Source organism: Psychroserpens jangbogonensis (genome assembly GCF_000797465.1).
Classification (GTDB): Bacteria; Bacteroidota; Bacteroidia; order Flavobacteriales; family Flavobacteriaceae; genus Psychroserpens; species Psychroserpens jangbogonensis.
The window spans coordinates 713,728-738,173 of record NZ_JSWG01000009.1; the positions used below are offsets into that span (position 1 = coordinate 713,728).

At 32.0% G+C, this 24,446-nt stretch carries 16 protein-coding genes; 14 read left to right on the top strand and 2 right to left on the bottom strand.

The features are described from left to right. Nucleotides 1-104: 104 nt before the first annotated feature. Together RH81_RS10220 and RH81_RS16520 are read right to left on the bottom strand one after the other, a co-directional pair. Nucleotides 105-2,273, bottom strand: a complete 2,169-nt coding sequence (locus RH81_RS10220) for a T9SS type A sorting domain-containing protein (RefSeq protein WP_033960091.1) — start codon at nucleotides 2,271-2,273, stop codon at nucleotides 105-107. Between the two features lie 188 nt (nucleotides 2,274-2,461). Next, nucleotides 2,462-8,152 (bottom strand): T9SS type A sorting domain-containing protein, encoded by a 5,691-nt coding sequence (locus RH81_RS16520; protein ID WP_081988273.1) that lies wholly within the window; start codon nucleotides 8,150-8,152, stop codon nucleotides 2,462-2,464. Nucleotides 8,153-8,852: 700 nt separating this feature from the next. Between RH81_RS16520 and rfbB the strand changes: the two genes are divergently transcribed. From rfbB to RH81_RS10300, 14 genes are all read left to right on the top strand, one after another. Then, complete coding sequence (gene rfbB, locus RH81_RS10230) at nucleotides 8,853-9,902, top strand: dTDP-glucose 4,6-dehydratase (RefSeq protein ID WP_033960092.1); 1,050 nt, start codon at nucleotides 8,853-8,855, stop codon at nucleotides 9,900-9,902. A gap of 50 nt (nucleotides 9,903-9,952) precedes the next feature. Further along, nucleotides 9,953-10,825, top strand: a complete 873-nt coding sequence (gene rfbA, locus RH81_RS10235; protein WP_033960094.1) for a glucose-1-phosphate thymidylyltransferase RfbA — start codon at nucleotides 9,953-9,955, stop codon at nucleotides 10,823-10,825. Between the two features lie 609 nt (nucleotides 10,826-11,434). Continuing rightward, nucleotides 11,435-12,808: a lipopolysaccharide biosynthesis protein gene (locus RH81_RS10245; protein WP_052172507.1), complete on the top strand. Its 1,374-nt coding sequence runs from the start codon at nucleotides 11,435-11,437 to the stop codon at nucleotides 12,806-12,808. Then, nucleotides 12,796-13,533 (top strand): sulfotransferase family 2 domain-containing protein, encoded by a 738-nt coding sequence (locus tag RH81_RS10250; RefSeq protein WP_052172508.1) that lies wholly within the window; start codon nucleotides 12,796-12,798, stop codon nucleotides 13,531-13,533. Before RH81_RS10245 ends, RH81_RS10250 begins: the two co-directional genes overlap by 13 nt. A 26-nt stretch (nucleotides 13,534-13,559) precedes the next feature. Further along, complete coding sequence (locus tag RH81_RS10255; protein WP_033960097.1) at nucleotides 13,560-14,810, top strand: glycosyltransferase family 4 protein; 1,251 nt, start codon at nucleotides 13,560-13,562, stop codon at nucleotides 14,808-14,810. Nucleotides 14,811-14,813: 3 nt separating this feature from the next. Continuing rightward, nucleotides 14,814-15,407, top strand: a complete 594-nt coding sequence (locus RH81_RS10260; RefSeq protein WP_033960098.1) for an acyltransferase — start codon at nucleotides 14,814-14,816, stop codon at nucleotides 15,405-15,407. Nucleotides 15,408-15,411: 4 nt separating this feature from the next. Further along, nucleotides 15,412-16,158, top strand: a complete 747-nt coding sequence (locus RH81_RS10265) for a glycosyltransferase family 2 protein (RefSeq protein ID WP_052172509.1) — start codon at nucleotides 15,412-15,414, stop codon at nucleotides 16,156-16,158. Next, nucleotides 16,151-16,723, top strand: a complete 573-nt coding sequence (locus RH81_RS10270; protein WP_052172510.1) for an acyltransferase — start codon at nucleotides 16,151-16,153, stop codon at nucleotides 16,721-16,723. Before RH81_RS10265 ends, RH81_RS10270 begins: the two co-directional genes overlap by 8 nt. Nucleotides 16,724-16,986: 263 nt before the next feature. Further along, on the top strand, nucleotides 16,987-17,925 hold the full coding sequence (locus RH81_RS10275; protein WP_033960100.1) for a glycosyltransferase family 4 protein: 939 nt from the start codon (nucleotides 16,987-16,989) through the stop codon (nucleotides 17,923-17,925). Further along, a complete protein-coding gene (locus RH81_RS10280; protein ID WP_033960102.1) occupies nucleotides 17,915-19,639 on the top strand; it encodes an asparagine synthase-related protein in 1,725 nt (574 codons plus the stop codon). The genes RH81_RS10275 and RH81_RS10280 overlap by 11 nt, the downstream gene beginning before the upstream one ends. Further along, nucleotides 19,639-20,760, top strand: a complete 1,122-nt coding sequence (locus RH81_RS10285; RefSeq protein ID WP_033960105.1) for a glycosyltransferase family 4 protein — start codon at nucleotides 19,639-19,641, stop codon at nucleotides 20,758-20,760. Before RH81_RS10280 ends, RH81_RS10285 begins: the two co-directional genes overlap by 1 nt. Next, complete coding sequence (locus tag RH81_RS10290; RefSeq protein WP_033960106.1) at nucleotides 20,750-21,907, top strand: glycosyltransferase family 4 protein; 1,158 nt, start codon at nucleotides 20,750-20,752, stop codon at nucleotides 21,905-21,907. Before RH81_RS10285 ends, RH81_RS10290 begins: the two co-directional genes overlap by 11 nt. A 299-nt stretch (nucleotides 21,908-22,206) precedes the next feature. Beyond that, complete coding sequence (locus RH81_RS10295; protein ID WP_033960107.1) at nucleotides 22,207-23,439, top strand: O-antigen ligase family protein; 1,233 nt, start codon at nucleotides 22,207-22,209, stop codon at nucleotides 23,437-23,439. Nucleotides 23,440-23,479: 40 nt separating this feature from the next. Further along, nucleotides 23,480-24,436: an acyltransferase family protein gene (locus tag RH81_RS10300; protein WP_033960108.1), complete on the top strand. Its 957-nt coding sequence runs from the start codon at nucleotides 23,480-23,482 to the stop codon at nucleotides 24,434-24,436. Nucleotides 24,437-24,446: the final 10 nt, after the last annotated feature.

Below are 24,446 nucleotides of genomic sequence, written 5' to 3' on the forward strand. Positions count from 1 at the left end.
ACAGATACGAATTAAAAATCATTAATGTGGTAATGATCTGTTTTTCAACAAAAAAAGCGCACTACAATTGTAGTGCGCTTTAATTAAATACTTAAAAAGTACGTTTATTTAATAATCACTTTTTGTGATATTTGTTGTGTCCTATTTTGAACATTTACAATATACACGCCTCCACTTATTGAAGACACATCAATACTATTTTGTAACAAGGTATTGTCTAGTTGAGTACGTAATACTAATCGCCCATCAATATTATAAAGATTAAGCATTGTGTTTTCTTTTAGCGTACCACTTACAACAAGTTCTTTAGAGTTTATTAAAGTGAAAATATTCAACGTATCAAGATTATTGTTTTTAGAAGATAAGGCATCTTCTGAAGTTCTCAAGAAGAAACGCCCTGTTCCAGATAAAGCTTCAACTGGTGTAATGATATAATCACCTTCGTTTAGCCTAGTTGATGTATTAGCTACAGCATCTTCTAGATACACACTAACAGATGCTGGTAATGTTGTATCAGCAATACTAAACGTTAATTGCTCACCTTGATTAGCATTGACTCCAAGTGGGATAACTACATCAGAAAGGTTAGTTGAATTAACTGCTTGTAATGCCATTGCTTTGCCAACGTTATCTTGTACTAAGTGAGAATAGATAGCGAAATCAGGAGTTACTTCTCCCCAAACTGCTGCATCATATCCTAAATCGAATCCAAGACTTGCTTGATTATTAAAATAAATATCTGTACCGAATGAATCCGTGTTAGTACTTGCTTTAATTTGAACATAACTTAATTCAGCATTACGGCCTACTATAAAGTCATCTCCGCTACCCATAGAACGCATCGCAGGAGTAAACTCTAAATTGTAAAGTGGAGCATTAGTAGCATCAGCACTTACAAAGAATCCTTGACCAGGAGCCAGTACTGTTGATGCAGTTGTTGTTGCCGAATTGTAAATCGTCCAACCATTAAGTGCACTTCCATCATATCCATATATCGCAGCAGAACCTGCATCGAATAATTGGAAATTAAGAACTCCACCTACATCATGTAGAAAGAATTGCTGAAAATTTAAGTAAGATGGATAAGGATTACCAACTAAGTTCCATTCAGGATTATTTGTTCCTGCAGAATTAATGATATCATGACTTACGACAACATTAGTATCCGTTCCAGTAAATGTAACTGTACCGTTGTCAGTAGTTCCTGCTCTATATCCTACACCAGCATCAAGTGTTGCTGTTTCAGTAGCTGCATAATTAACATAAGCACTTAGTGATTTATCAAATGGGCCAAATAAGTATAGTGTACCATTATTTAAAATGTTAGGGTTAGCTGCAGCAAACGTATTAAATGCTTGACCATGTAATGGTGCAGCCACTAAATCGTTACTTCCAGTTGATCCAGAACCATTCTCATTTACATGACGCTCATAATTTAATGTACCAGTAATTGATCCATTACGTATTAAGCTTGAATAACTTGTAGAGCTAGATTCTAAAGTTAAACCGTTAGTATTTAAAGTTACGTCAGCATTTACTGTAAGACCAGCACCAGGATTTACGGTTACCGAATTACAAGTTGTATTTGTATCTATAATAGCATTTCCAGAAGCAATTACAATATCATCACCAGCAGCAGCGATACCGTTTGGATCACTAGGAGACCAAGAACCATTATAGGTATAGGTTATGCTTGGTTCAGAAATTCTAAGAAAGAAACGTCCAGTTCCAGATAATGCTGTTGCTGGCGTAAACACATGATCTGAGTTGGTTAATAATGTTGATGTATTAGCAACGGTATCATCAAGATATACATTAGTAGTTTCTGGTAATGTTGAATTAGAAATACTAAAAGTTAATTGCTCACCTTGATTTGCATTAACACCTAAAGGAATATTAACATTTGAAATATCGGTTGAATTAACTGCTTGTAAAGCTAAAGATAAATCTAAACCAGTGTTATCTTGTACTAATTGGGAATAAAGGGCGAAATTTGGGACAATTCCAAAAATTGCAGCATCATATCCTAAATCGAATCCAAGACTTGCATTGTCATTAAAATAGATATCAGTTCCGTAAGAATTACTATTAGCGCTCGCTCTTAATTTTATAAAAACTAATTCATCGTTACGTTCTGCGATTATATCGTCAGTAGTTCCCGAGGGTGTTGTATTAATATCTGCTCCATCAGAATCAACGTTATCGATATTTTGTTGTCCGAAGCCTAAATTCCCTATTAAAAGAACTACTAAAAATGTGTAAAAATGTTTCATATAGCGTTGAAAGTTACTGTCTAGTGGATAAAATGAGATTAAGTCACTGAAAATAAGGGATTACAAATATATCAAAATTTATTAATTACCATGTTTGACATTGTTATGAAACCGAAAAGTGATTTGAGCACAAATAAAAAGCGCACTACAATTGTAGTGCGCTTTTTTTAGATACTTAAAAAGTACGTTTATTTAATAATCACTTTTTGTGATATTTGTTGTGTGTTATTTTGAACATTTACAACATAGACACCACCACTTAATGATGACACATCAATACGATTTTGTAAAAGCGTATTGTCAAGTTGAGTACTTAGTACTAATCGTCCTTGAATATCATAAAGATTAAACATTGTATTGTTTAATAACTGTCCGCTAACCATAATTTCTTTAGAATCATTTAATGCGAAAACATTCAACGTATCAATACTATTTTCAGTAGTTGAAAGCGTATCATCAGTAACTCTAATGAAGAAGCGTCCAGTTCCAAATAATGCTGTACTCGGTGTTAAAACATAGTCTGAGTCATTTAAAAGAGTACTAGTGTTAGCAACAGTGTCATCTAAATACACCTCAGTAGTTGCTGGTAATGAATTAACCGAAATAGTAAAAGTTACTTGTACACCTTGACTAGAATTTACTCCTAAGGGAATAGTTATATTAGCAAGATCAGTCAGGTTAACTGCCTGTAAGGTAATAGGCTCACCTTCATTATCCTCCACTAAGAGTGAATAAATTGAAAAAGCAGGCGGAGCACCAAATAATTCAGCATCATAGCCTAAATCAAAGCCAGCACTTGCATCTGTGTTAAAATAAAAATCTGTGCTATATGAATCACTAGCAGTACTCGCATGAAGTGTAAAATAGATTAATTGACCAAGACGTCCCGCAATAAAATCATCAGTTGTACCCGTTGATCTCATAGCTGGTGTAAACTCTAAATCGTGAAGTGGTGCATTAGTTGCATCAGCACTTACAAAGAATCCTTGTCCAGGTGCAATTACTGTTGAAGCAGTTGTATTTGCTGAGTTATAAATAGTCCAACCATTTAGAGCACTACCATCATAACCATAAATAGCGGCTGTTCCACTTTCAAATAAATCAAGGTTGGTTATGCCAGTACCAGTACTTACTTCATGGTTAAGAAATGCTTGAACATTCATATATGAAGGGTATGGGTTACCAACAAGGTTCCATTCTGCCGCTTCAGGTCCACTATTTGTAATATCATTAGTAACAGTGCCATTATTTGCAGTACCAGTAAATGTAAATGTAGAGTTGTCATCAGACGCAGCTCTATAACCAACACCAGCATCTAAAGTTGCTGTTTCAGTATTGGCATACGTAATATATTCTGCAGTTGTTTTATCAAAAGGACCAAATAGATATAATGTGCTTCCCGTATTACTTAAAATATTTGGGTTTGCAGTTGCAAAGTCATTAAAAGCTTGTCCTGTTAGAGGCGCAGATATTAAATCGTTACTTCCAGTTGTTCCAGAGCCATTGATATTGACGTGGCGCTCATAAGTTAAAGTTCCGGAAATAGTTCCATCTAAAATCAAACTAGAATACGTCGTTGATGTAGACTCCATCGCTAATCCATTGGCAGATGTAAGTGTAATACCAGTATCAACTGTAAGTCCAGCTCCAGCATTTACAGTTACGCTATTGCATAGTGTATTCGTGTCAATAGTTGCACTACCAGAAGCAATTACAATATCATCACCTGCCGCAGCAACACCATTTGGATCGTTTGGAGCCCATGAACCACTATATGTATAAGTTTCAGGAGGTCCAGGGTTAAAAGTAACACTAATATCATCAAGAGTAAACTCATCTCTATTGCCACCACCTGAAACGTCGTCACCTATCCAACGCAAGTATAAGTATTCTCCAACAGCAATAGATAAGCCTGTTAAACTTGTATATCTTGAATTTGAAACCCAAGTAGGTCCATCTGCAACTTCACCACTTGTTAAATCTAATGCAGCTACATCAGTATAAGTAGTATCATCTGTACTGTATGAGAAATTAAACGAATTCGCTCTTGGTTGATCATTGTATACATACACTAAGTATGCTAAATCTGCTGCAGTAACTGTACTTCCTGTTTGGTTTTGTGCTCTTAACGTAATAGTTCCAGGTGTAAAGTCGCTACCAGCTGGTTGCACGCCTAAAGAGCTATTGCTTCCACCAGTATCAAAAGCATTTATTCCTGAAGCACCACCACCAGTACTGGAGCCAGTATAATCACCTGATGTACGAGTGCCACCATAAACTAATGCACCTTCACTTAATCCCGTAACTTCCCAAGCATCAGAATCTAATTGACCACTTGCAGGCGAAGATGTAAATCCAGTACCATCAAATGCTCCTAAATTAACATCAGCCACAGTGTTATCAAAATCGATAACAAATGCAGTATCTTCAGCTGAGATTTGCCATCCAGCAGCAACTGCAGGTACATCACTTGCAGAAATAGTTAAATTGAATGTGTCGTTTGTACCAACAGCAGCAGAGTTTCCTCCATCAACATTTTGAATTTCAAAAGTTAAAATTTCATCACCTTCATTAATAGCATCATCTGTTACTGTTAACGTTAATGTTTGATTTGCACTTGTATTTGCAGGAAATGTTACTGTTTGGGTTGAATATGCATTAATATCTGCTGCATCTCCAACAGTTAAAACAACATCAAGTGTTGTTGCATTGGTTGCGTCTTCATTTGTAATTGAAAACTCTAAGTCATATGTTCCAACACCTTCTGCAACAGTTGCTGATGTACTAACAAGCTCAACAGTTGTTGTAAGTGGTACATCTTCTATGGATATATTTGTTATTCTCCAATCTTCAGCACTAGCAGCATTCGTCATATCGTAAACAAAAGCAAGGTATGCAACACCTGTAATACCAGATGCATCAACAGATGTAGTGGTTTCAGAAGAAGGAGTTGGGCTTGATGATGTGTTACTAGGGTTAAAAGTCAAAGCTGTCCAAGTCGCTAAAGTTGGATCACCACTTCCTGAATAGTCTGTAGAATAACGCAATTCAAATTCTTCAGATTCATTTATAGTGTTTCCATATCTTTCATAAGTAGAAACATCAATGAATACATTAGAATTAGCATCAAAATCAATACTGAAATCTGAAATTAACCAATCAATATCGTCAGCTCCTGAAAAACCATTCATTGCAAATTCATCAGAACCACAAGTCCAAGTATTCAATGGCTCAGCTTCGTCAAATGCGGTCCATTCTGCAGTCCCACAAGTAGAAAAATCTTCTGTATATGGTAATGTAATTGGAGGTGCATCATTAGCTAATATTGTTAAATCAAATGAGTTATTTGTTCCAACTGCTGCACTATTTCCACCAGCTACATTTTGAATTTCAAACGTAAATGTTTCATCAGCTTCAACAATAGCATCATCAGTAATTGTAACAGTTACCGTTATGTCGGTAGTTGAACTTCCAGGAAATGATTCAGATTGTGTCACATAACTATTAATATCTGCAGCAGTACCAGTGCCACCTGTAAGAACGACATCAAAATCAGTTGCAGCAGTATCTTCATCAGTAATTGAAATCACTAAGTCATACGTACCCGAATCTTCAGCAACTGATTCTGAAGTAGAAGCGAATTCTATACTTGTAGTTGCTAGTGTAGTGAAATTACCAGTTAGTTCAGATAATTCATAGCAGGTATCAATCGTATTGTATTCATATACAGCTACATGATATGTAGTAGCTGGACTTAGGCCTGTAATACCAACTGAACTTGCAGCAGAACCAGATTGTACAACATAATTTCCTGTACCAATTTGGTTACCTGATGTAAAAACTGTATTTCCTGTGTAAGATGTTCCGTCAGTAGGATCTGTATCTACAGCCGAGACTGCTTTTACTACGACCAATACTTCATCTCCATTTCCTGACGTCCAGTTTAATGTTGCAGAAGTCGTGCCTAAAGCTGTTGTATTGTAAGTAATTGCTTGCGTTGTTGGAGCAGTACAAGCTAATGTAAAAACTGTAGTTGAGATAGGTAATATATTAAAACCATCTGAAGTTTCATTCTGCCAATTAGCTGTATTCATAATAAGAGGTAAATAATCAGCAAAAGCAGATTCACTAATTCTAGAGCCAGTGTATTCATAGCCGTCATGATCGTCATTAAAGTCAATAAAATCTATCCCATCAGTAAGCCCAGTTCCTATAAGTGTTGAAAAACCTAAGTCATTAGCGATTCCAGCTAAAAACCCAGGTGTAGCCATTGTGGAAGCAGATGGTTCACTTAACAATGCAAATAATTCTTCATTAAAAGCATCCAAATTAATATCTCCACCAGATACAGTTCCTATATTAACACTAGGAGAACCACCAATAGTGTCTTCAATTATGATTACTGAACCAGCTAGAACAGTACTTGTGTGAGACCATTCTATCTCGCCTTCATCTATGTTATTAAATGAATTTCCATCCCATTCGTTATCTGTAAACCAAATAGTAGTATTGGCTGCGATGTCAGCTAAAGCTACAAAAGAAAATTCATCAGATCCATCAGCATTAAAGGCCGTAAAAGCAATATCTCCTGCGCCTAATTGCATATTTGGTGTAGCCGAATCAGTTACACCAGAACTCCAAGTTGTTACCTTACGAGCAAAGGCTTCAAAATGATAGGTTGTGCCATTAGTTAAACCAGTTACTGTTACCGAAGTACCAGAACCTTTATAAACGGCATACTCACTTGTTCCTAAATCTGTACCAGAACCAAAAGCAGCATTAGCATTGTATGTAGTACCATCACCTGTTGGTGTTACCGTTACAGCAGAAGTTGCTTTAGCTACTACTAAAATTTCATCATAACAACTCCCATTTGTCCAACTTAAATCAACTTCAGTGTCACCTGCAGTTGCAGTAAATACAGTTACATCATTAGGTGTTGAGCAACCCGTAGTGAAATCACCCGTTAATTGCGTTAGTTCGTAACAAGTACCTGTAGTGTTATATTCATAGACAGCTACATGGTATGTGGTGGATGGGCTTAAACCTGTTATACTCACTGAACTTGTAGCAGAACCAGATTGTACAACATAATTACCTGTGCCTATTTGGTCACCTGAAGTGAAAGCAGTACTACCTGTGTAAGGTGTTCCGTTAGTAGGATCTGTATCAACAGCCGAACCTGATTTAACAAGTACTAATACTCCATCTCCATTACCATCAGTCCAATTTAATGTAGCACTTGTAGTTCCTATAGATGTTGTATTGTATGCTGAAGCTTGGGTTGTTGGTGCTGTACAAGAAGATGTTGCAAGTACAGATCCATTAACTATTATGTCATTTCCAGTACCTTCAAATCCACCTGAACCACCACTGCCTTCAGCTCTCATATAGAATCGATATGTCACTGGGCTTGAATTATTGGTTTGGGAAAATGTAAAGGTTTTAACTTGAACGCTAGTGTTATCTGTAATTGATTGACTGCTACCAAGATTTTGTATGTAGTTGTCAACAGAACTTCGAAGTATAACTTCTCTAGGTCCAGATCCAGATCTTTGAATATTAACAATAATTGAAGTGATGTTAAGTTCAAAACCAGAATCAGGTGTTATTGTAAATTCCATATAATCATTTTGACTAACAGCATTCTCAATATTTGGAGATGTAGTCCAACCTGTTCCATTAAATCTATTTCCATTCGCAGAATTATTTAAGCCAGATCCTCGAGAAATAGTTGAACTAGATATATTAGTGTCATTTGAATTAGAACCAGCGGTTAATTCGCTTCCTGCAAGACCACTAAAGTCAAAGGTTAAAATCTGTCCAAACCCTAAACCAGTCATCATTAGGGCAAATAAAAGTGTGTAAATTTTTTTCATAGTTTTGTTGTTTTGTAATCTAAAATGTCTTGATTGTAGGTTAACTTTGAACGTGGAGCGACTACAAATATAGCATAAAGTTGTTAATGATGAAACATCAACATATTAACAAATGATTAAATGGTATAAATATTAGCAAATATCTTATGTATTTAAGACACTTTGTTTTCTATGAAGTCACTATCTCTAATTTTGGAAATGGTTAATACTTCAATACTGCTTTGGTTTCAGATAACTGTTTTCAGTCTAAACCAAAAAAAGCACACTTAAAATAAGTGTGCTTTTTGTATTCAAAACAGTTATTACTTAGTTGATAATAACTTTTTGTGTTTTATGATGGATTGTGTGGTTAGGGTTATTGAGGTGTCTTTTTATAATTGAACCCTTTAATGTAGGTTTATTCGTTTTTTTGAATATTAAAAATAGATTCAATTTGTCAATAATTTTGCTTTAGGTTTTTAACATATTAATAAATAACTTGCCATTCTTAAAGGAGATATTAAATTCATGAATAAAATTCCTTTGTTGACTTATTTTAAAGGACAAAATAGAGTTTAACTAAGAGGGTTTTCTTCTGCGTAATGTAGAAAGGAGGTCTGTTTCTAGATTAAGAAAATTAATTTTGGTGTACAGGTTAGGAATGCCTGAAGACGTTGTCCTTGACTCATGAATAGTATTTAAGATGTAAAAACATATTAGTATGAAAAGAAGAATTATAATTACTGGAGGTGCTGGTTTTATAGGTTCTCATGTTGTCAGACTGTTTGTCAATAAGTATCCAAACTATCAAATAATAAATTTAGATAGTCTAACTTATGCAGGGAATCTTATGAATCTTGCAGATATTGAGGATAAAGAAAACTATAAGTTTATAAAAGGAGATATTACAGATGAAATTTTTGTAAATCACTTATTTGAAACTGAGAAACCAGATGGTATTATTCATTTAGCAGCAGAATCTCATGTTGATAGATCTATATCAGATCCTTTAGCTTTTGCAAAGACAAATATTTTAGGGACAATGATCTTGCTTAACGCATTTAAGGATTTATGGAAGAATAATATAGATGATAAATTGTTCTATCATATAAGTACAGATGAGGTTTATGGCTCATTAGGTAGTGAAGGTTTATTTGAAGAAACCACACCTTATAGTCCAAATTCGCCATATTCTGCCTCAAAAGCAAGTTCAGATCATTTTGTAAGAGCTTATGGTGAAACCTATAATTTACCGTATTTAATATCCAATTGTTCAAATAATTATGGGTCTTATCAATTTCCAGAAAAGTTAATTCCATTATTCATAAACAATATTATTCATAACAAGGCATTGCCAGTGTATGGCGATGGTAATTATACTAGAGATTGGTTATATGTTATTGATCATGCAATTGCTATAGATTTAATTTTTCACAAAGGAAAATTAACAGAAACGTATAACATTGGAGGTTTCAATGAATGGAAAAACATAGATTTAGTTAAATTGTTATGTAGTCAAATGGATACTAAATTAAACAGAAAACAAGGTGCAAGCGAAACGCTTATTACCTATGTGAAAGATCGACCAGGTCATGATCTAAGATATGCCATTGATGCTAGTAAAATTAGCAAAGAATTAGGTTGGAAACCAACAGTAACATTTGAAGAAGGTTTAACTAAAACAATAGATTGGTATGTGAGTAATGCTGACTGGTTAAATAATGTAACTAGTGGTGATTACTTAAAATACTATAATAAACAATATCAATAGTATGGATTTATTTAGTCTATTAAATTGGTAAACCCTAATACACAAGAAAGATGAAAGGAATTATTTTAGCTGGAGGATCAGGAACACGTCTTCACCCATTAACATTGGTAGTGAGTAAGCAGCTTTTGCCAATTTACGATAAACCTATGATTTATTATCCGTTATCGGTTTTGATGTTGGCTGGAATAAAAGAGATCCTAGTAATATCTACACCACACGACCTTCCAAATTTTAAACAATTACTAGGAAATGGAAGTCAGTTTGGAATTGAATTAAGCTATATAGAGCAACCCAATCCAGATGGTTTGGCACAAGCTTTTATTTTAGGAGAAGAATTTATCGGGAATGATAATGTATGCCTTGTGTTAGGCGATAATATATTTTACGGAGCAGGTTTACAAAAAATATTGAAGGAAGCTATAAATACTGTAAATAACGAAGACAAGGCGGTTATTTTTGGTAATTACGTAAGAGATCCAGAACGATATGGAGTGGCAGAATTTGATAAAGAACAGAATGTTTTAAGTCTTGAGGAAAAACCTGAAAATCCTAAATCGAATTTTGCTGTTGTTGGATTGTATTTTTATCCTAATTCTGTTGTTGAAATAGCAAAGAATGTTAAGCCTTCTCATCGAGGTGAATTAGAAATAACAACAGTAAACCAAACGTATCTTGAACAAGACAGTTTAAAACTTCAATTATTAAGTAGAGGGTTTGCATGGCTAGACACTGGTACGCACGAAGCGCTTACAGAAGCAACTGAGTTTGTTAAGGCTGTTGAAAAACGAACTGGCCTTAAAATAGCATGTTTAGAAGAAATTGCATTGAATTATAAATGGATTACCAAAGAGGCATTAGCTAAACAGGTTAAAAACCTTAAAGGCGATTATTTTGATTATTTAAAGAAAATCACTTCGAATTAAACACAATTTAAACAGACAATTTAGCTTTTAATTTTATCAAAACTTACGACTTGGCAATTTGGTCTCACCAGAATGATTAGGATTTTAATAGCTTTATCTGTCTTTTTTGATTTTTTTTTCCAAAAGGCTGTAACCTAAAACTACTGATTATTGCTTTTGATAAATAGTTGGTAATAGGCGTTAAAAGACATGTATAATGAACGTCTAAATTATAAGCTATTGCAATCCAAAAACCTATCATTAACAAGAGGAACAACCCGATAAAAATGTTGTTAATAATTTTGACTAAAATCATTGAGGTTTTTTTTTGTTTACAAGAAAATAGCTTATGTTTGAAACTCAGGTAAGAGTGATAGTTGATAGCATTAATAACCGAAGTAGCAGACCAGATTGCCACATATTTAATTGAACTTTCATTTAAAAAAGGTTGTTGGGTGAATATCATCAATTGTGGGCTTTCCTTGTTTATTAAAGATCGTATCGACCACCTCGATCAAGATTTGTGCCTTGAGAATCAAAGCTTTTTTCATAATAATGGTGATTTACCAATCTAATTAGAACTATTCAGTAAGTAAAACCAAATGAAATCTATAATCAATAAATAAGTTAATGTTTGATAATTCTAGTTTGATAAAAAAGTTAAAAAAGCGATTTTTTCAGGGGCATCAACGAGATCAGTTGATTAAAAAAAATATTCTTTTTTCTTATGTGTTTAAAGGACTTGATATTTCTTTAGGATTTTTGCTTATTCCTCTAGTTTTAAGTTATTTAAATGAAGAGCAATATGGCGTTTGGATACTATTGTTTTCCTTAACAGGATATTTCAGTTTTATGGATGTTGGTTTGAGTCACGGTTTAAGAAATAAATTCGCAGAGGCCAAAGCAAAAAATGAAATCGAAAAATTGAGATATTATGTGAGCACGACTTATGCTTTGTTGGCTATCATTAGCAGCATTTTTTTTGTTATTTTTTTAATGGTGAATTCCTTTGTCAATTGGGAAAGAATTTTGAATACTAAAATTGTTTTAAATGATGATTTATCTGTATTAGCATTATTTGTTTTTGGGGCGTTTTCCTTACAATTTGTTTTTAAAATTATTATCACAATTTTGACAGCCGACCAAAGACCATCCATAATAAATTTACAAGGATTCTTAATAAAATGCTTGCAAGTTTCAATAATTATTATTTTAATAAAATTTACAGAAGGGTCTCTAGTTTTATTAGGTGCTGCATTTAGTATGATTCCTATTGTCAGTTTACTCGGTTTAACAATTTATTATTTCAGTAAGGATTATGCTCACATTAGACCTAAAATTGCCTACGTTAATTTTTCCTATCTAAATGATCTTATGAACGTAGGTATTAAATTCTTTTTCATTACCCTCGCCGGAATTATACTTTTTTCAACAGATAACTTAATTATCACTCAGTTGTATGGCCCAGAGCAAGTTACACCTTATCAAATAGCTAATAAATATTTTGGCATATCTTTAATGCTATTTGCCATTATAGTTCAGCCTCTTTGGTCTGCTGTTACTGACGCTTATCACAAAGATGATTTGATTTGGATTAAAAGTGCCATGAAAAAAATGAAAAAAATATGGATACTATTTTCAATCGGATCACTATTACTGCTTATCATATCGCCCTATTTTTTCAAATTATGGCTAGGTGATAAAGTTGATATTTCATTTATCCTATCTGTTTCTTGGTTTGTCTTTGTTGTGATTCAGTCCTACAATATGATTTATACCTATTTTATTAATGGTGTAGGTAAACTTAGAGTTCAATTGTATATTACTGTGTTTTCTATAATTTTTAATATTCCTGCATCTATTTTTTTAGCAAAAACATTGAATATGGGAGTGTCTGGTGTTATCATGGCAACTACTATTTCCATGTTGTTGAGCGCGGTAATTAAAACAATTCAGTACAACAAGATCATCAATTTAAGAGCACATGGCGTATGGAACAAATAAAAAAAATATTTTACAACAATTTAATTTGGAGACTACCCTACAACGTTAAATATTACTTTTTTAAATTTAAACACCCTAAAGGTTTTAAACAGAAGCAAGCCTTACGCCAAATAAAAAGTAAAGGTGACCATCTGTCACTGAAAGGGTTTGACGATTTAAAATGTATATTTGTTCATATTCCGAAGGCAGCAGGAATTTCTGTAAATAAAGCTCTTTTTGGTAATTTTGGAGGGAGTCATCATAAATTAAAAGATTATCAATTAATTTTCAATAAAAAAGAGTTTTATGAGTATCATAAGTTCACGTTTGTCAGGAATCCTTGGGATCGATTGGTTTCGACCTACTTTTTTTTAAAAAATGGAGGCTTTCATGAAAACGATAAAGCTTGGTTTGATGACAATTTATCTCAATTTCAAAATTTTGAAGAGTTCGTTTTGAATTGGTTGAATGACGAAAATATTTATAAATGGATTCACTTTATTCCTCAATATGAATTTATTACAGTGAATAATAAAGTTCTTGTGGATGATGTCTATAAATTAGAAAATATTGGCAATGATATTAACAAGTTATCTGAAAAACTAAATATAACCATAGATTTAGGACATGAAAATCAAAATACAAATAGGAAGACTAAATATCGCGATTATTACTCGCCTAAATCAAAAGAAATTGTGAGATCTGTTTATAAAAAAGACATAGAGCTTTTTGATTATCAGTTTTAAAATACTAACGAAATTAAAATCAATACATGAAAATATTGTGGTTGTCAAATAATCCATGTTATGCCATAAAAAAACTTTCTCCAGATACGCAGTCTGGTGGTTGGTTAAAAGCTTTAAATTATCATTTGGTTGAAAAAGATGATGTTGAACTTAGTGTTTGTTTCTATTGGCCTGTGCCTTTAGATTCTTTTGAATTCCGCAAAACAACATATTATCCAGTAACTAAAGCTAAACCTGAAAATTTATTACAAAAGATTATTTCCAGAGTATCAGGTTATAAAGATGACGATCTCAATATTAAAAAGATAAAGGATATTGTAGACAAAGTAAATCCTGATTTAATTCATGTTCATGGAACGGAGTTAAACCTAGGTTTAATTCAGTATGAAACCTCTATACCGGTTGTGATTTCAATTCAAGGTATTTTAAGTCCATACTATGAAAAGTATTTTTCTGGTATACCAGAAAAATATTTGAAAAGAATAAAAAAGCGGAACTTTATTTCGTTTTTTAACGAACTTAACAGCTCTTTCAGAATAAATGCAAAAAGAGAACGAAATATTCTTAAAGTTTCAAATTACATTATGGGACGCACAGCTTGGGATAAACGAGTGACACGTCTGTTGGCTCCAGAGAGTAGTTATTTTGTAGCTAATGAAATTCTTCGTGAACACTTCTATAGTGATAAACTTAAATGGAAGAAAACGAGTTTTGACAAACCTTTAAAATTAATTACCACCACAGGTGATGTTGCCTATAAGGGTTTTGAATTGATCGTTAAAACTGCAAAAATATTACATGAGTATGGAATTGAAATTGAGTGGTATGTGGTGGGCTTAAACGAAAGTAACGTTGTACCGAAAGCGGTAAAAACTTGGTTAGAATACAATGTTGAAGACATCGGAATTAAATTACTAGGGGTTATGAACGAAAAGGAACTTATAAGAATTTTATTAGTATCAGATGTTTACTGTCAGGTCAGTCATATCGAGAATAGCCCTAATAGCTTGTGCGAAGCAATGATATTAGGAATGCCCCTAATTGCGACAAATGTCGGTGGAACGTCTTCGATGGTAAAGAATAACCTTGAAGGGATACTTGTCCAGGAAGGTGAGCCTTATGAATATGCAGGTGCTATTATTGAGTTGCTAAATGATTTTAAAAAGGCTAAAAAGTATGGTGAAAATGGAAGAAAAAGAGCAATGGAGAGGCATAGACCTTCTAAGGTTGTGGACGAAATATTGAAAACATATAACACAATTATTCAAAAAAGATAGTCCATGCGATTTATTTTAAGTAAAATACTCATTATCAGAAATAAAGTATGGCAACTTTTAAATAAGATGACTACAAAATTAATATTTCTTCGAGAAGATATAGAAATAAAGAATTACAAAATAAATGGAACCATTTTTATAAGAAATGAGGGAAGTATTACAATAGGAGATGGTTTTAATGCCAACTCTGGTATATCATTTACGCCAATAGGAGGCGATTTTAAATTGAAAATAATTACAAAAAAAAATGCAGTTTTGGAAATAGGAAACCACGTTGGTATTTCAAATAGCACTATTTATTGTTCAAATAAAATCAGTATTGGTAATTACGTTTTCATCGGAAATAGTTGCAAAATATGGGATACAAATTTCCATAGTATCGACCCAATGGAAAGGTGTTTTAATGGGGATCGAGAAGTGCTTAATGCTCCTGTAATCATAAAAGATCAGGTTTTTATTGGTGGAGGAGTCACAATACTGAAAGGAGTAACAATAGGTGAGAATTCTATTATTGGAGCTGGCAGTGTAGTCACAAAGTCTATACCACCTAATCAAATATGGGGAGGTAATCCAGCACAATTTATACGAAACTTATAATTTTATGAAACAACCCTTAATATCTATAATTACTGTTGTATTTAACAGAGAGAAAACTATTGAAAAAGCCTTAAAGAGTGTAATTAATCAAACCTATGAAAATATTGAGTACATCGTCATTGATGGTAATTCCAGCGACAAATCTGTTGATATAATTAATAAGTACATTGATAAAATTGATTTTTTTGAATCGAAAAAAGATAATGGGATGTATTACGCCCTAAATCGAGGAATAGAAGTCGCAAGCGGAGATTTAATTGGAATTTGCCATTCAGACGATTGGTTATTTAATGACCAAGTGTTGCAGGAAGTGGCAAGAGCACATAGCGAACAAAACGCTGATGTATATTATGGCAGTATGTTTACATTACATGATAATATCATAAGTGATGAATTAGTACCAGTCTTAGAATTAGAAAATAACCTAAAACGCTTTTATCATCCAGCAACATTTATAAGCAAAAGCGCATTTACACAATTTGGAACATATAATACACGGTTTAGAAGTGCATCAGATTACGAATTATTACTTAGGCTGAAAACACAAAATTGTAGCTTTCACAAATTAAAATTTCCAATATGCGTCATGATTGTCGGAACTGAAGATAGAGTAAGTCATAATTGTTATAGTCATAAAGAAGCATTTCACATTCATAAAACACATAATACTGGTAACCATTTTCAATATGTATATAGTTACTGTTATTGTAGAATGGTCAAGTTGGTAAAGAAAATTATTAGACGTGGCTGAACAATTATATAAAATACGAATGATTTTAAGGAATTTGCTATTTAAATTCAAAGGAGCCTTATTAAAAAGCTATTTAAGAATTAATAATTGTGAAGTAACCGGAAGTATAAAATGTAAACAGTTTCCAGTTTTTAGAACAATTCCGAAGGGTAACATAAAAATTGGAAAAAACGTAACAATTGGTTATCGAATTACTTTTGATGTGTCAAATTCAGGGATGTTAAAAATAGGTAATCATACTACGCTTACCCAAGATATAATAATAAGCTCTAATAAGAGTGTAGAGATTGGAAACAATACACTTATTGCTGAAAATGTGAGTATTCGAGATTCTGACCATGGTACTAAAAAAATTAATACTATTAATAGCCAAGAACTTGTTTCGTTACCAATTCAAGTTAAAGATGATGTATGGATAGGCGCTGGTGTAAGAGTATTAAAAGGAAGCTTGATTAATAAGGGTTGTGTGATTGCTGCAAATAGCGTAGTTCTATCAAAAAATAAAACCTTGGAATATCATATTTATGGAGGTGCACCAATAAAAAGAATCGGAGAAAGAATTTAGTGGCTGATTTTAAATTATCAGAACTTTAAATTTAAGAAAGTAATCTCAAAACAACCTATAGAATTTTTAAAATATCTTGCTTTTGCTGCCCAAAATAAGCTAATGAATTATTATTTAAACAAAGGCGTGAAAAATATTGATATCCTTAGACATAAAATGAAATTCATGGATAATTTAAACTTAATTTGAATAAAAAGCATCTACATATATGTCATTCTCTATCTGTAGGCGGTATTACTACGTTTGTAAAGGATCTCGTGAATTTGAATACGGATGACAATATTAATCATCACATTTTAGTATGGCAAAAAGAGACGAAAGATCATTTTGTAACAGATATAAGTAAGTGTAAAAATCAGCGTACGGTATTCAATCAAATAGTTGATGATTATGAACTCATATTTGTTCATTCTCTTAAATTATCTTTTATACCTACATTATTGAGAAGAAGAGATCGTGTTTATTTGTTTCAACACGGAATGACCTTTGGAAGTGGTTTTAGACGACTATACAAACGTAGCATATATTTTTTAGTCGTTAATATTATTAGGTTTAAAATAATTTGCTCTTCCGATTTTGCTAAAAAAAAATTAAAAAGCCAAATCTTAATCTTAAATGATAGATTAATAAAAATTATCCCTTTTGGTGTTAACTTGAAACACAATACATCCGTTTCACAAACATCTCAAACTTTAAATATTGGTTTTGCAGGTAGATTAGTAGGTCAAAAAAGAATACATAAAATTTATGAAGCTTTTCAATTACTAGAATGTCATCCTGTTATTAATTTCAGAATTGCGGGTACAGGTCCTTTATTAAAGGATTTAAAAGAAACCTCACTAACTTTTATTGATAAACAAATAACATCTGTATTTGAAGGGCATGTTAAAGACATGTCTAGTTTTTTTTTAAATATAGATGTCTTAATTTTACCGTCAATTGGGGAATCTTATGGTTTAGTAGTTTTAGAAGCATTTTCAAATAATATACCTGTTATCGTTTTTAGCGATACTGGTGCCTGTGTTGATTTTATTATTCCAAATAAAAATGGTTTCATTGTAAACAGTATTTTTGAACTTAGTCAGCGCATTTGCGAATTGAATGCAGCTGATTTAAGAGCTCAACTTAAAATGAATATAAAAAATATGAATTTAACGAGATACCATTTATCAAACACCAAATCGTTATTAGATGAGTTATAGTATTAAAAACAGCATTCCGGCATTTGGCGGTTTAACGTCTTCAAAGGGTTTAAATAGTAATCCAGATATGCCAAGTTTAAACGGAATTTATCTTAGTGATAACTTAAGATTATACTCAAATGTTAATATGAATACCACGAGTGATTTTGGTGATTATTATTCATTAGATGACAAAAGCTTTCTTTGGACAGGTGGGTATAAAACTAAAGCAAATCAATCACTTGATAATTTTGACTATCAACTTTGCGAGCATAAATTTATTTACCTTCGTTTTGATGCGGTTCGTTTAGAACTTTTTTCCGACCATTTTTCTAAAATACCACTTTTTTACAGCCTTCAGGATGATGTTCTTTTCTTTGCCAGCTCTTTAAACATATTACTAACATTAAAAAAAATGCACCAAATTGATATTGATAATAGCGGACTTCTATTTTACTATCATTATGGGTTTAGCAATTACAATAATTATTTAGTTAAAACTATAAAGTCGGTAAGCGGTGGTCAACGTTTAAGTTTTTCTTTAAAAAACAGTTCGTTTAAGCAAAATGCATATTTTGATATTTTTAGAGTAGGGAACTATTCAGATAATAGTAATACATTACATCAAAATATACAGTTAATAGACCAAGAGCTTTTAAAATCTACTAAGGAAACTATAGCTAGCTTTAATCAAATAGGGATTGCGCTAAGTGGAGGTGTGGATTCGGGATATCTAGCCCAGAAAATAAACGAATCTGGTCGTGATTTTAACGCCTATACTTTAGGCTTTAAAGATGATTACAATGAATTTGATAGAATAGATTATTTATCAGAAAAATTAAATTTTAAAGCAAAAAAAATCATCATTGATTCCAAAGAGATTATCGATAATTATGTAGATGTTTCGAATAATTCAAGTTTCCCCGTAGGATTTAATAATTCAATTTTAAATATTATTTACAAGCATGCCACTGCAGATAATGTTGATATTATGTTTGATGGAGACGGTGCAGATCGCCTATTTCTTGGCATGAATAAATATTTACAATTACAACAGATATTAAACCTTTACAAAACTGCGAAGAATTTAAAAATAAATGGTTTGATGGCGAAGGTATTGTCCGTGATCAAGCACCCATCAGCCAGTAAATTAAGCTTCTATTTTAAAAAGTTTAATGAAGGTTATCCGTTTTATGGTGAACGCAAGTTATCTAATGAAGCAAACTATGTTTCTGAATTTGAAATTATATTAAATAATTTAGCGCTTCCTAAACCATTAAAAAAATTAACGAATACAATTGATGGGTGGCTTTTTTTCTCATTATTTAGTGTGTATTATACGCCTGCCTTCTTTTTTCATACGCCATATGAATTGCAGTTAAAGCATAAAATAGTTTCAAATCCACAATTTTGGTCTGATGAAATGGTTAGTTTAGCTTTAAGTATTCCAGTAAATCAAAAACTTCATAAACAAACAACTAAAATGGTCTTAAGGGAATCTGCCAAATTAAAAATTGACGACGGTTATTGGAATTTATCAAAAATAGGTTTGCAAAACTCATATGAGTATATAAAAAAGAGTAAAATAGGAAAAGAATTTATTAATGATCACATCAAGCTTATTAAGATGTCTGAAGCGTATTTTTTTTTAAAAGAAAATAATTCTCAAAAACAGATAGAAGCGGAACGTTTGTTACCTTTTTATTTTTGGAAAAAATCCCTAGAAGATAACTGATGAAAAGATCTAAAAAGTTAACCGTTATTAAAGTGCTTTGGCTCGCACCAAACTTAAATCATTACAAATCTAGATTTTTGAACCACCTTGCAGTTGATGCTTCTTTAGATCTTTGTGTATTTTCTGGTTCAGGACGAGAAAAAATGGGTGACAAAGAATTAAAAGGCGAATGGAGCTTCAAACAAATCAGTTTGGATATTCCTAAAAAAGAATTTGGAAAATCTCAAGTTGTAAAAGCGAAATTAAAAACTATTTTTAATGAGTTTGATTGGGTCATGATTCCTGCGGAGAAAAAGAACATTACTCTTTTTTTGTACGCCATAAAGTTAAGGCTACTACATAAAAATGTGCGTTTATTTTCTTACAATCACCCTGTGCTTAAATCAGGTAAAGGCAAGGTTACACGTCTAGATAAATTTATGACAAAATTCTATTTTAGAATGTTTGATCGTGTTGTTTTTTATACCGAGCATAGTTGTGAATGGGCACTAAAAAATGGATTTGTCAACAAAAACAAAGCGTATTGGGCAAACAATACCGTTGATACTGCTGAAATTAAAAAGCACTACACCTATCAATTACCTCCAGAAAATTCAAGTATTATCGTTTTTATTGGTCGTTTAATTTCTTCAAAACGAATACCAGATTTAATAAGGTATTATTTAGAATTAAAAAAAAGTATTCCAAATTTAATACTTGAGATTATTGGTGACGGACCTGAAAGTCATCATGTTAAATCTGCTATAAAATCAGATGTTAGCATTATTTGGCATGGTACTTTAATAGACGAAGCAGATATTGCTCCTATTATGAAAAGAGCGTCACTAGTTTTTATTCCTGGCCATTCCGGATTGTCTGTAAATCATGCTTTTTCGTATGGCAGACCTTACATAACAGTACAAGGGCCAAGTCATGCTCCAGAATTGGAATATCTTGAAGAAGGAAAAAATGGCTATGTGCTTAATAGTGATTTTGAAGCTAACATTGCCACAATAAATAACCTTTTGTCTAACAGAGCAATATTAGAGCGGTTTTGTAACAATGCTCGACAAAAAGGAGAGTGCCTTTCAGTCGAAAAGTGGGTAGAACAGATGAAACAAAGTCTCGTAAATGAAAAGTAAAAAACCAAAAATATTATTTATTGCACCTTTTCCTCCCCCTTATGCTGGACCTGAAAATTCTGCTAAGACATTTTTAGAATCAGATTTAAATAACCAGTTTGATATTATAAAATTTAATACAAATTTTAGAAATTCTAATGCTGATAAAGGTAGAGTTGGTTTAAAAATGGTTAGTGCATTTTTCAAACTGAATAGGAAACTTATAGTAGTCCTAACTAAAGAAAAGCCTGATATCGTTTACTTTTACGTAACTGCAACTATTTTAGGTTGGATAGGAAAGGATATCTGGGTTATTTTTTTGTCTAAATTATTGGGATCAAAAGTGGTTATTCATATGCGCGCTGGACATTTCAGAAGGAATTTTGATAGAACAAATAATGTATTCAAATGGATTATCAGTAATTCACTTAATAGGGTTGATTACAATTTAGCCCAATCGTTTAGTTTAGCTCAGCAATATAGTGGTGTTGTAAAAGACTCAAATAAAATTGGGTTTATATATAATATGATAGATATTTCAAAGTACGCTTGTATAGATAATACTCAGTACGACGAAAATATAATACTTTTTTTAGGTCATTTAAGTCATGCCAAAGGTTATAACGATATTTTAAAAGTAATACCGCGGATATCGATAAAGTATCCAAAAATTAAATTTGTTTTTGCAGGGACAAAAAAGGAAATTGAAAGAAATATCACATTTAATGATTCTACTGGGGAATCTATTCTATTTGAGAATCCTGAAAATGTATATAAAGAGTATATAAAAGGAAAATTTGAAAAAAATTATCAGTACTTGGGGCAATTAGGCGAAAATGATAAAATTAGTTGGCTTAAAAAATGTAATTTCTTTTTATTACCGTCTTATTCGGAAGGATTTTCTACAGCAGTTTTGGAAGGAATTGCAACAGGAAAACCCATTTTGACCACTCCCGTTGGTGGTTTGAAAGATGTAATCAAACACAATGTAAATGGTTTACTAGTTCTTCCAGGTGAATTAAATAATTTAGAAAATGCGATACTTGAGCTACTAGGGAATAATGCACTTAGAAATCAAATAGCATATAATAATATCTTGTACAGAAAGAATTTTTATATAAAAAATATTGAAGATAAATATTCGGATATTTTTCATTCATTATTGTAACTAAACATTAAGAATAATACTGAATAAAAAATTAAGGCAAATTAGATTTTTTTAGTTACTGATTGCTGTAAGATGTATATGGTTTGCTCTTTTCGCATAATTCCGTTATAAATAAAACCATTTACTTATTATATTTATAAGGCTAATGTTCTATTGTATTTTAGTTAAACGTAAATATTTTACTTAAATTTGATGTCTATTTGTTTTAGCTTTTAACTTGTTATAATATAAATATAATTAAAGAACTAGAAAAGACATACAGACCATTAATCATTATCTCAGAAACAATTTAGCCTCGCATGATTGTAATTCCTTTTCTTATATTTTTAGCCATTATCATTGCCAAAGTACAAAAAGGGATATTCGTCTCTTTTTTATTATTGGTTGCTACAAAATCTATAATTGATGCTTTTTGGTCGTACAGGATTGGTGCATTATCTATTCTGGGTATTCAAGGGCTTTTAATTCCAATCTTATATTATAAAACCCTTTTAGGTAGAAAAAAAATTCCCGCAGAATGGTTAAGAACGGCAAATATTCATATTGCAGCCATATCATTTGGTATTGTATGGGTAGTTTTAAAAAGTCCATTAACTTTTTTAGAACTATTAATAGGAAATCTAAATATTTATATTGGTTTTTTTTTAATTCCATTGCTTGTTTTTAATAAAAAACGATTAAAACAATTATTATTGGCCATGATGATATGTGGAATTTTCCCCATTGTTGTGAGTATTTATCAATTAAAGACAGGGGTCATTTTTCAGGAACGTCAAACCGTTGGCCTAATAAGATTTGTAGGGTTTTATCACGATGCGTTTCCTGTGCGCATGTATGGTTTAATGACTTTAATGTCTATTTTATTATACCAAGCTGTATTTAAAGTTAAAGATCCCTTTCTTAAAAGCTTTATGGTAATCCTAGCAGTAGGTGCTTTTGTGTCTGTTTATGCCGTCTTTAGCAAAGCGGCTGTTGCAATTATATGCCTATGGACCGTGCTGCTATTGTTGTTTTCAAAGTCAAAAGTCAAGCATTTTTTTTTGTTACTAATGGGGCTTTTAGTTTTATTTTTGGTTTTTGGAGATGAAGTCTCTAGTAATATAGAACAGCTATTTAGTAAAGAGGTAAGGTACCAAGCGGGTGATGATGAAGATGTGAAAAACACCTTGGCTGGGAGAGGTTACGTTTGGGAGACGTTGTGGCAGTTTTGGATAACTGAACAAACATTTTTTGCGCAATGGTTTGGTGACGGTGTTGAAAGACCTACTCATAATGAGTTTTTAAGAATATTATTGTTGAATGGTATTATTGGATTGATATTGATAATAGTCTTTATCTTTAAAATGATTAGTAATGTATTTCGGGTTAGCAAAATTACTCGTGTTTATGCTATGATGTTCTTTGGAATGTATTTAATTGATTGCACAGGCTTAGATCCGGGTAAATATTTCTACTATAATATTTTAGTTTGGGGCATCCTTGGCATATTGTTATTAAGACCACAATTATTTATAAAAAATACTACAATATAGCTCATGGGTTTTAATAAAATAACAAATTTGAATTTGTAAAATGATTAAAAAAAGACTGTTAGATATAGACATAGCTATCGCTTTATCTATTGTATTAGTGGTGTATGGTCATTTGTTATTTGATAGTGATTTTCCGTTATGGTATATGAAATCCAGAGCAGTAGTCTACAATTTTCACATGCCTCTATTTATGTTTTTTTCTGGGTTTTTAATGGCATTGAGTTACAAGCCAATCCTCAATAAAAAAGATTATTTTAGTTTTCTTTTGAAAAAGGGCAAGAAGTTCATTCCGGCATATTTGTTCTTTTCTCTAGTTTTCTGCTGTCTTGAGACGTTTCGCAACGGATTTACAATCGAGCAATTAAAAGTTGATGTATTAGATATTTTGTTTACGCCTTCAAAAGCTCCAGCAGGATTTTTATGGTATATATATGTACTGCTCCAATATTATGTAATTCTGCCTTTAATTATGTGGCTAGAAAAAAAACATTGGGTTTTGATTTTGACAATAGGTATAATTTTACACCTCCTACCATTTAGTAGTTTTTTAAATTTAGATTTATTCAGTTATTATTTTATTTTTATTGCACTAGGTATTCTAGCTTACAAGTATTTTAAAATGTATTATAAGTTCATTGTTAAATTTGGCTGGATCTTTTTACTGGCTTTTTTAATACAAATTTTCACCAATGTACTAGAAGTCACAAAATTGGTTTTAGGGTTATTATCTATTCCTTCCATTCATTATATAGCTGTTCAATTACAAAAACTCAAAATAGCTGATAGTTTGGCAAATATTGGACGTTATACATATTATATTTACCTCATGAATACGCTCGTTACAGGTACATTATATGTAACTCTAAACTCACTTTTTAAGTTAGAATTTAATCCGTTGATAATATTAGTACTATTTTTGTCCGGAATTTTTTTACCAATATTCATTTACAAATACATAATTAGGAAAGTTCCTATTTTAAATAAACTAATCCAATAAAATAACTTTG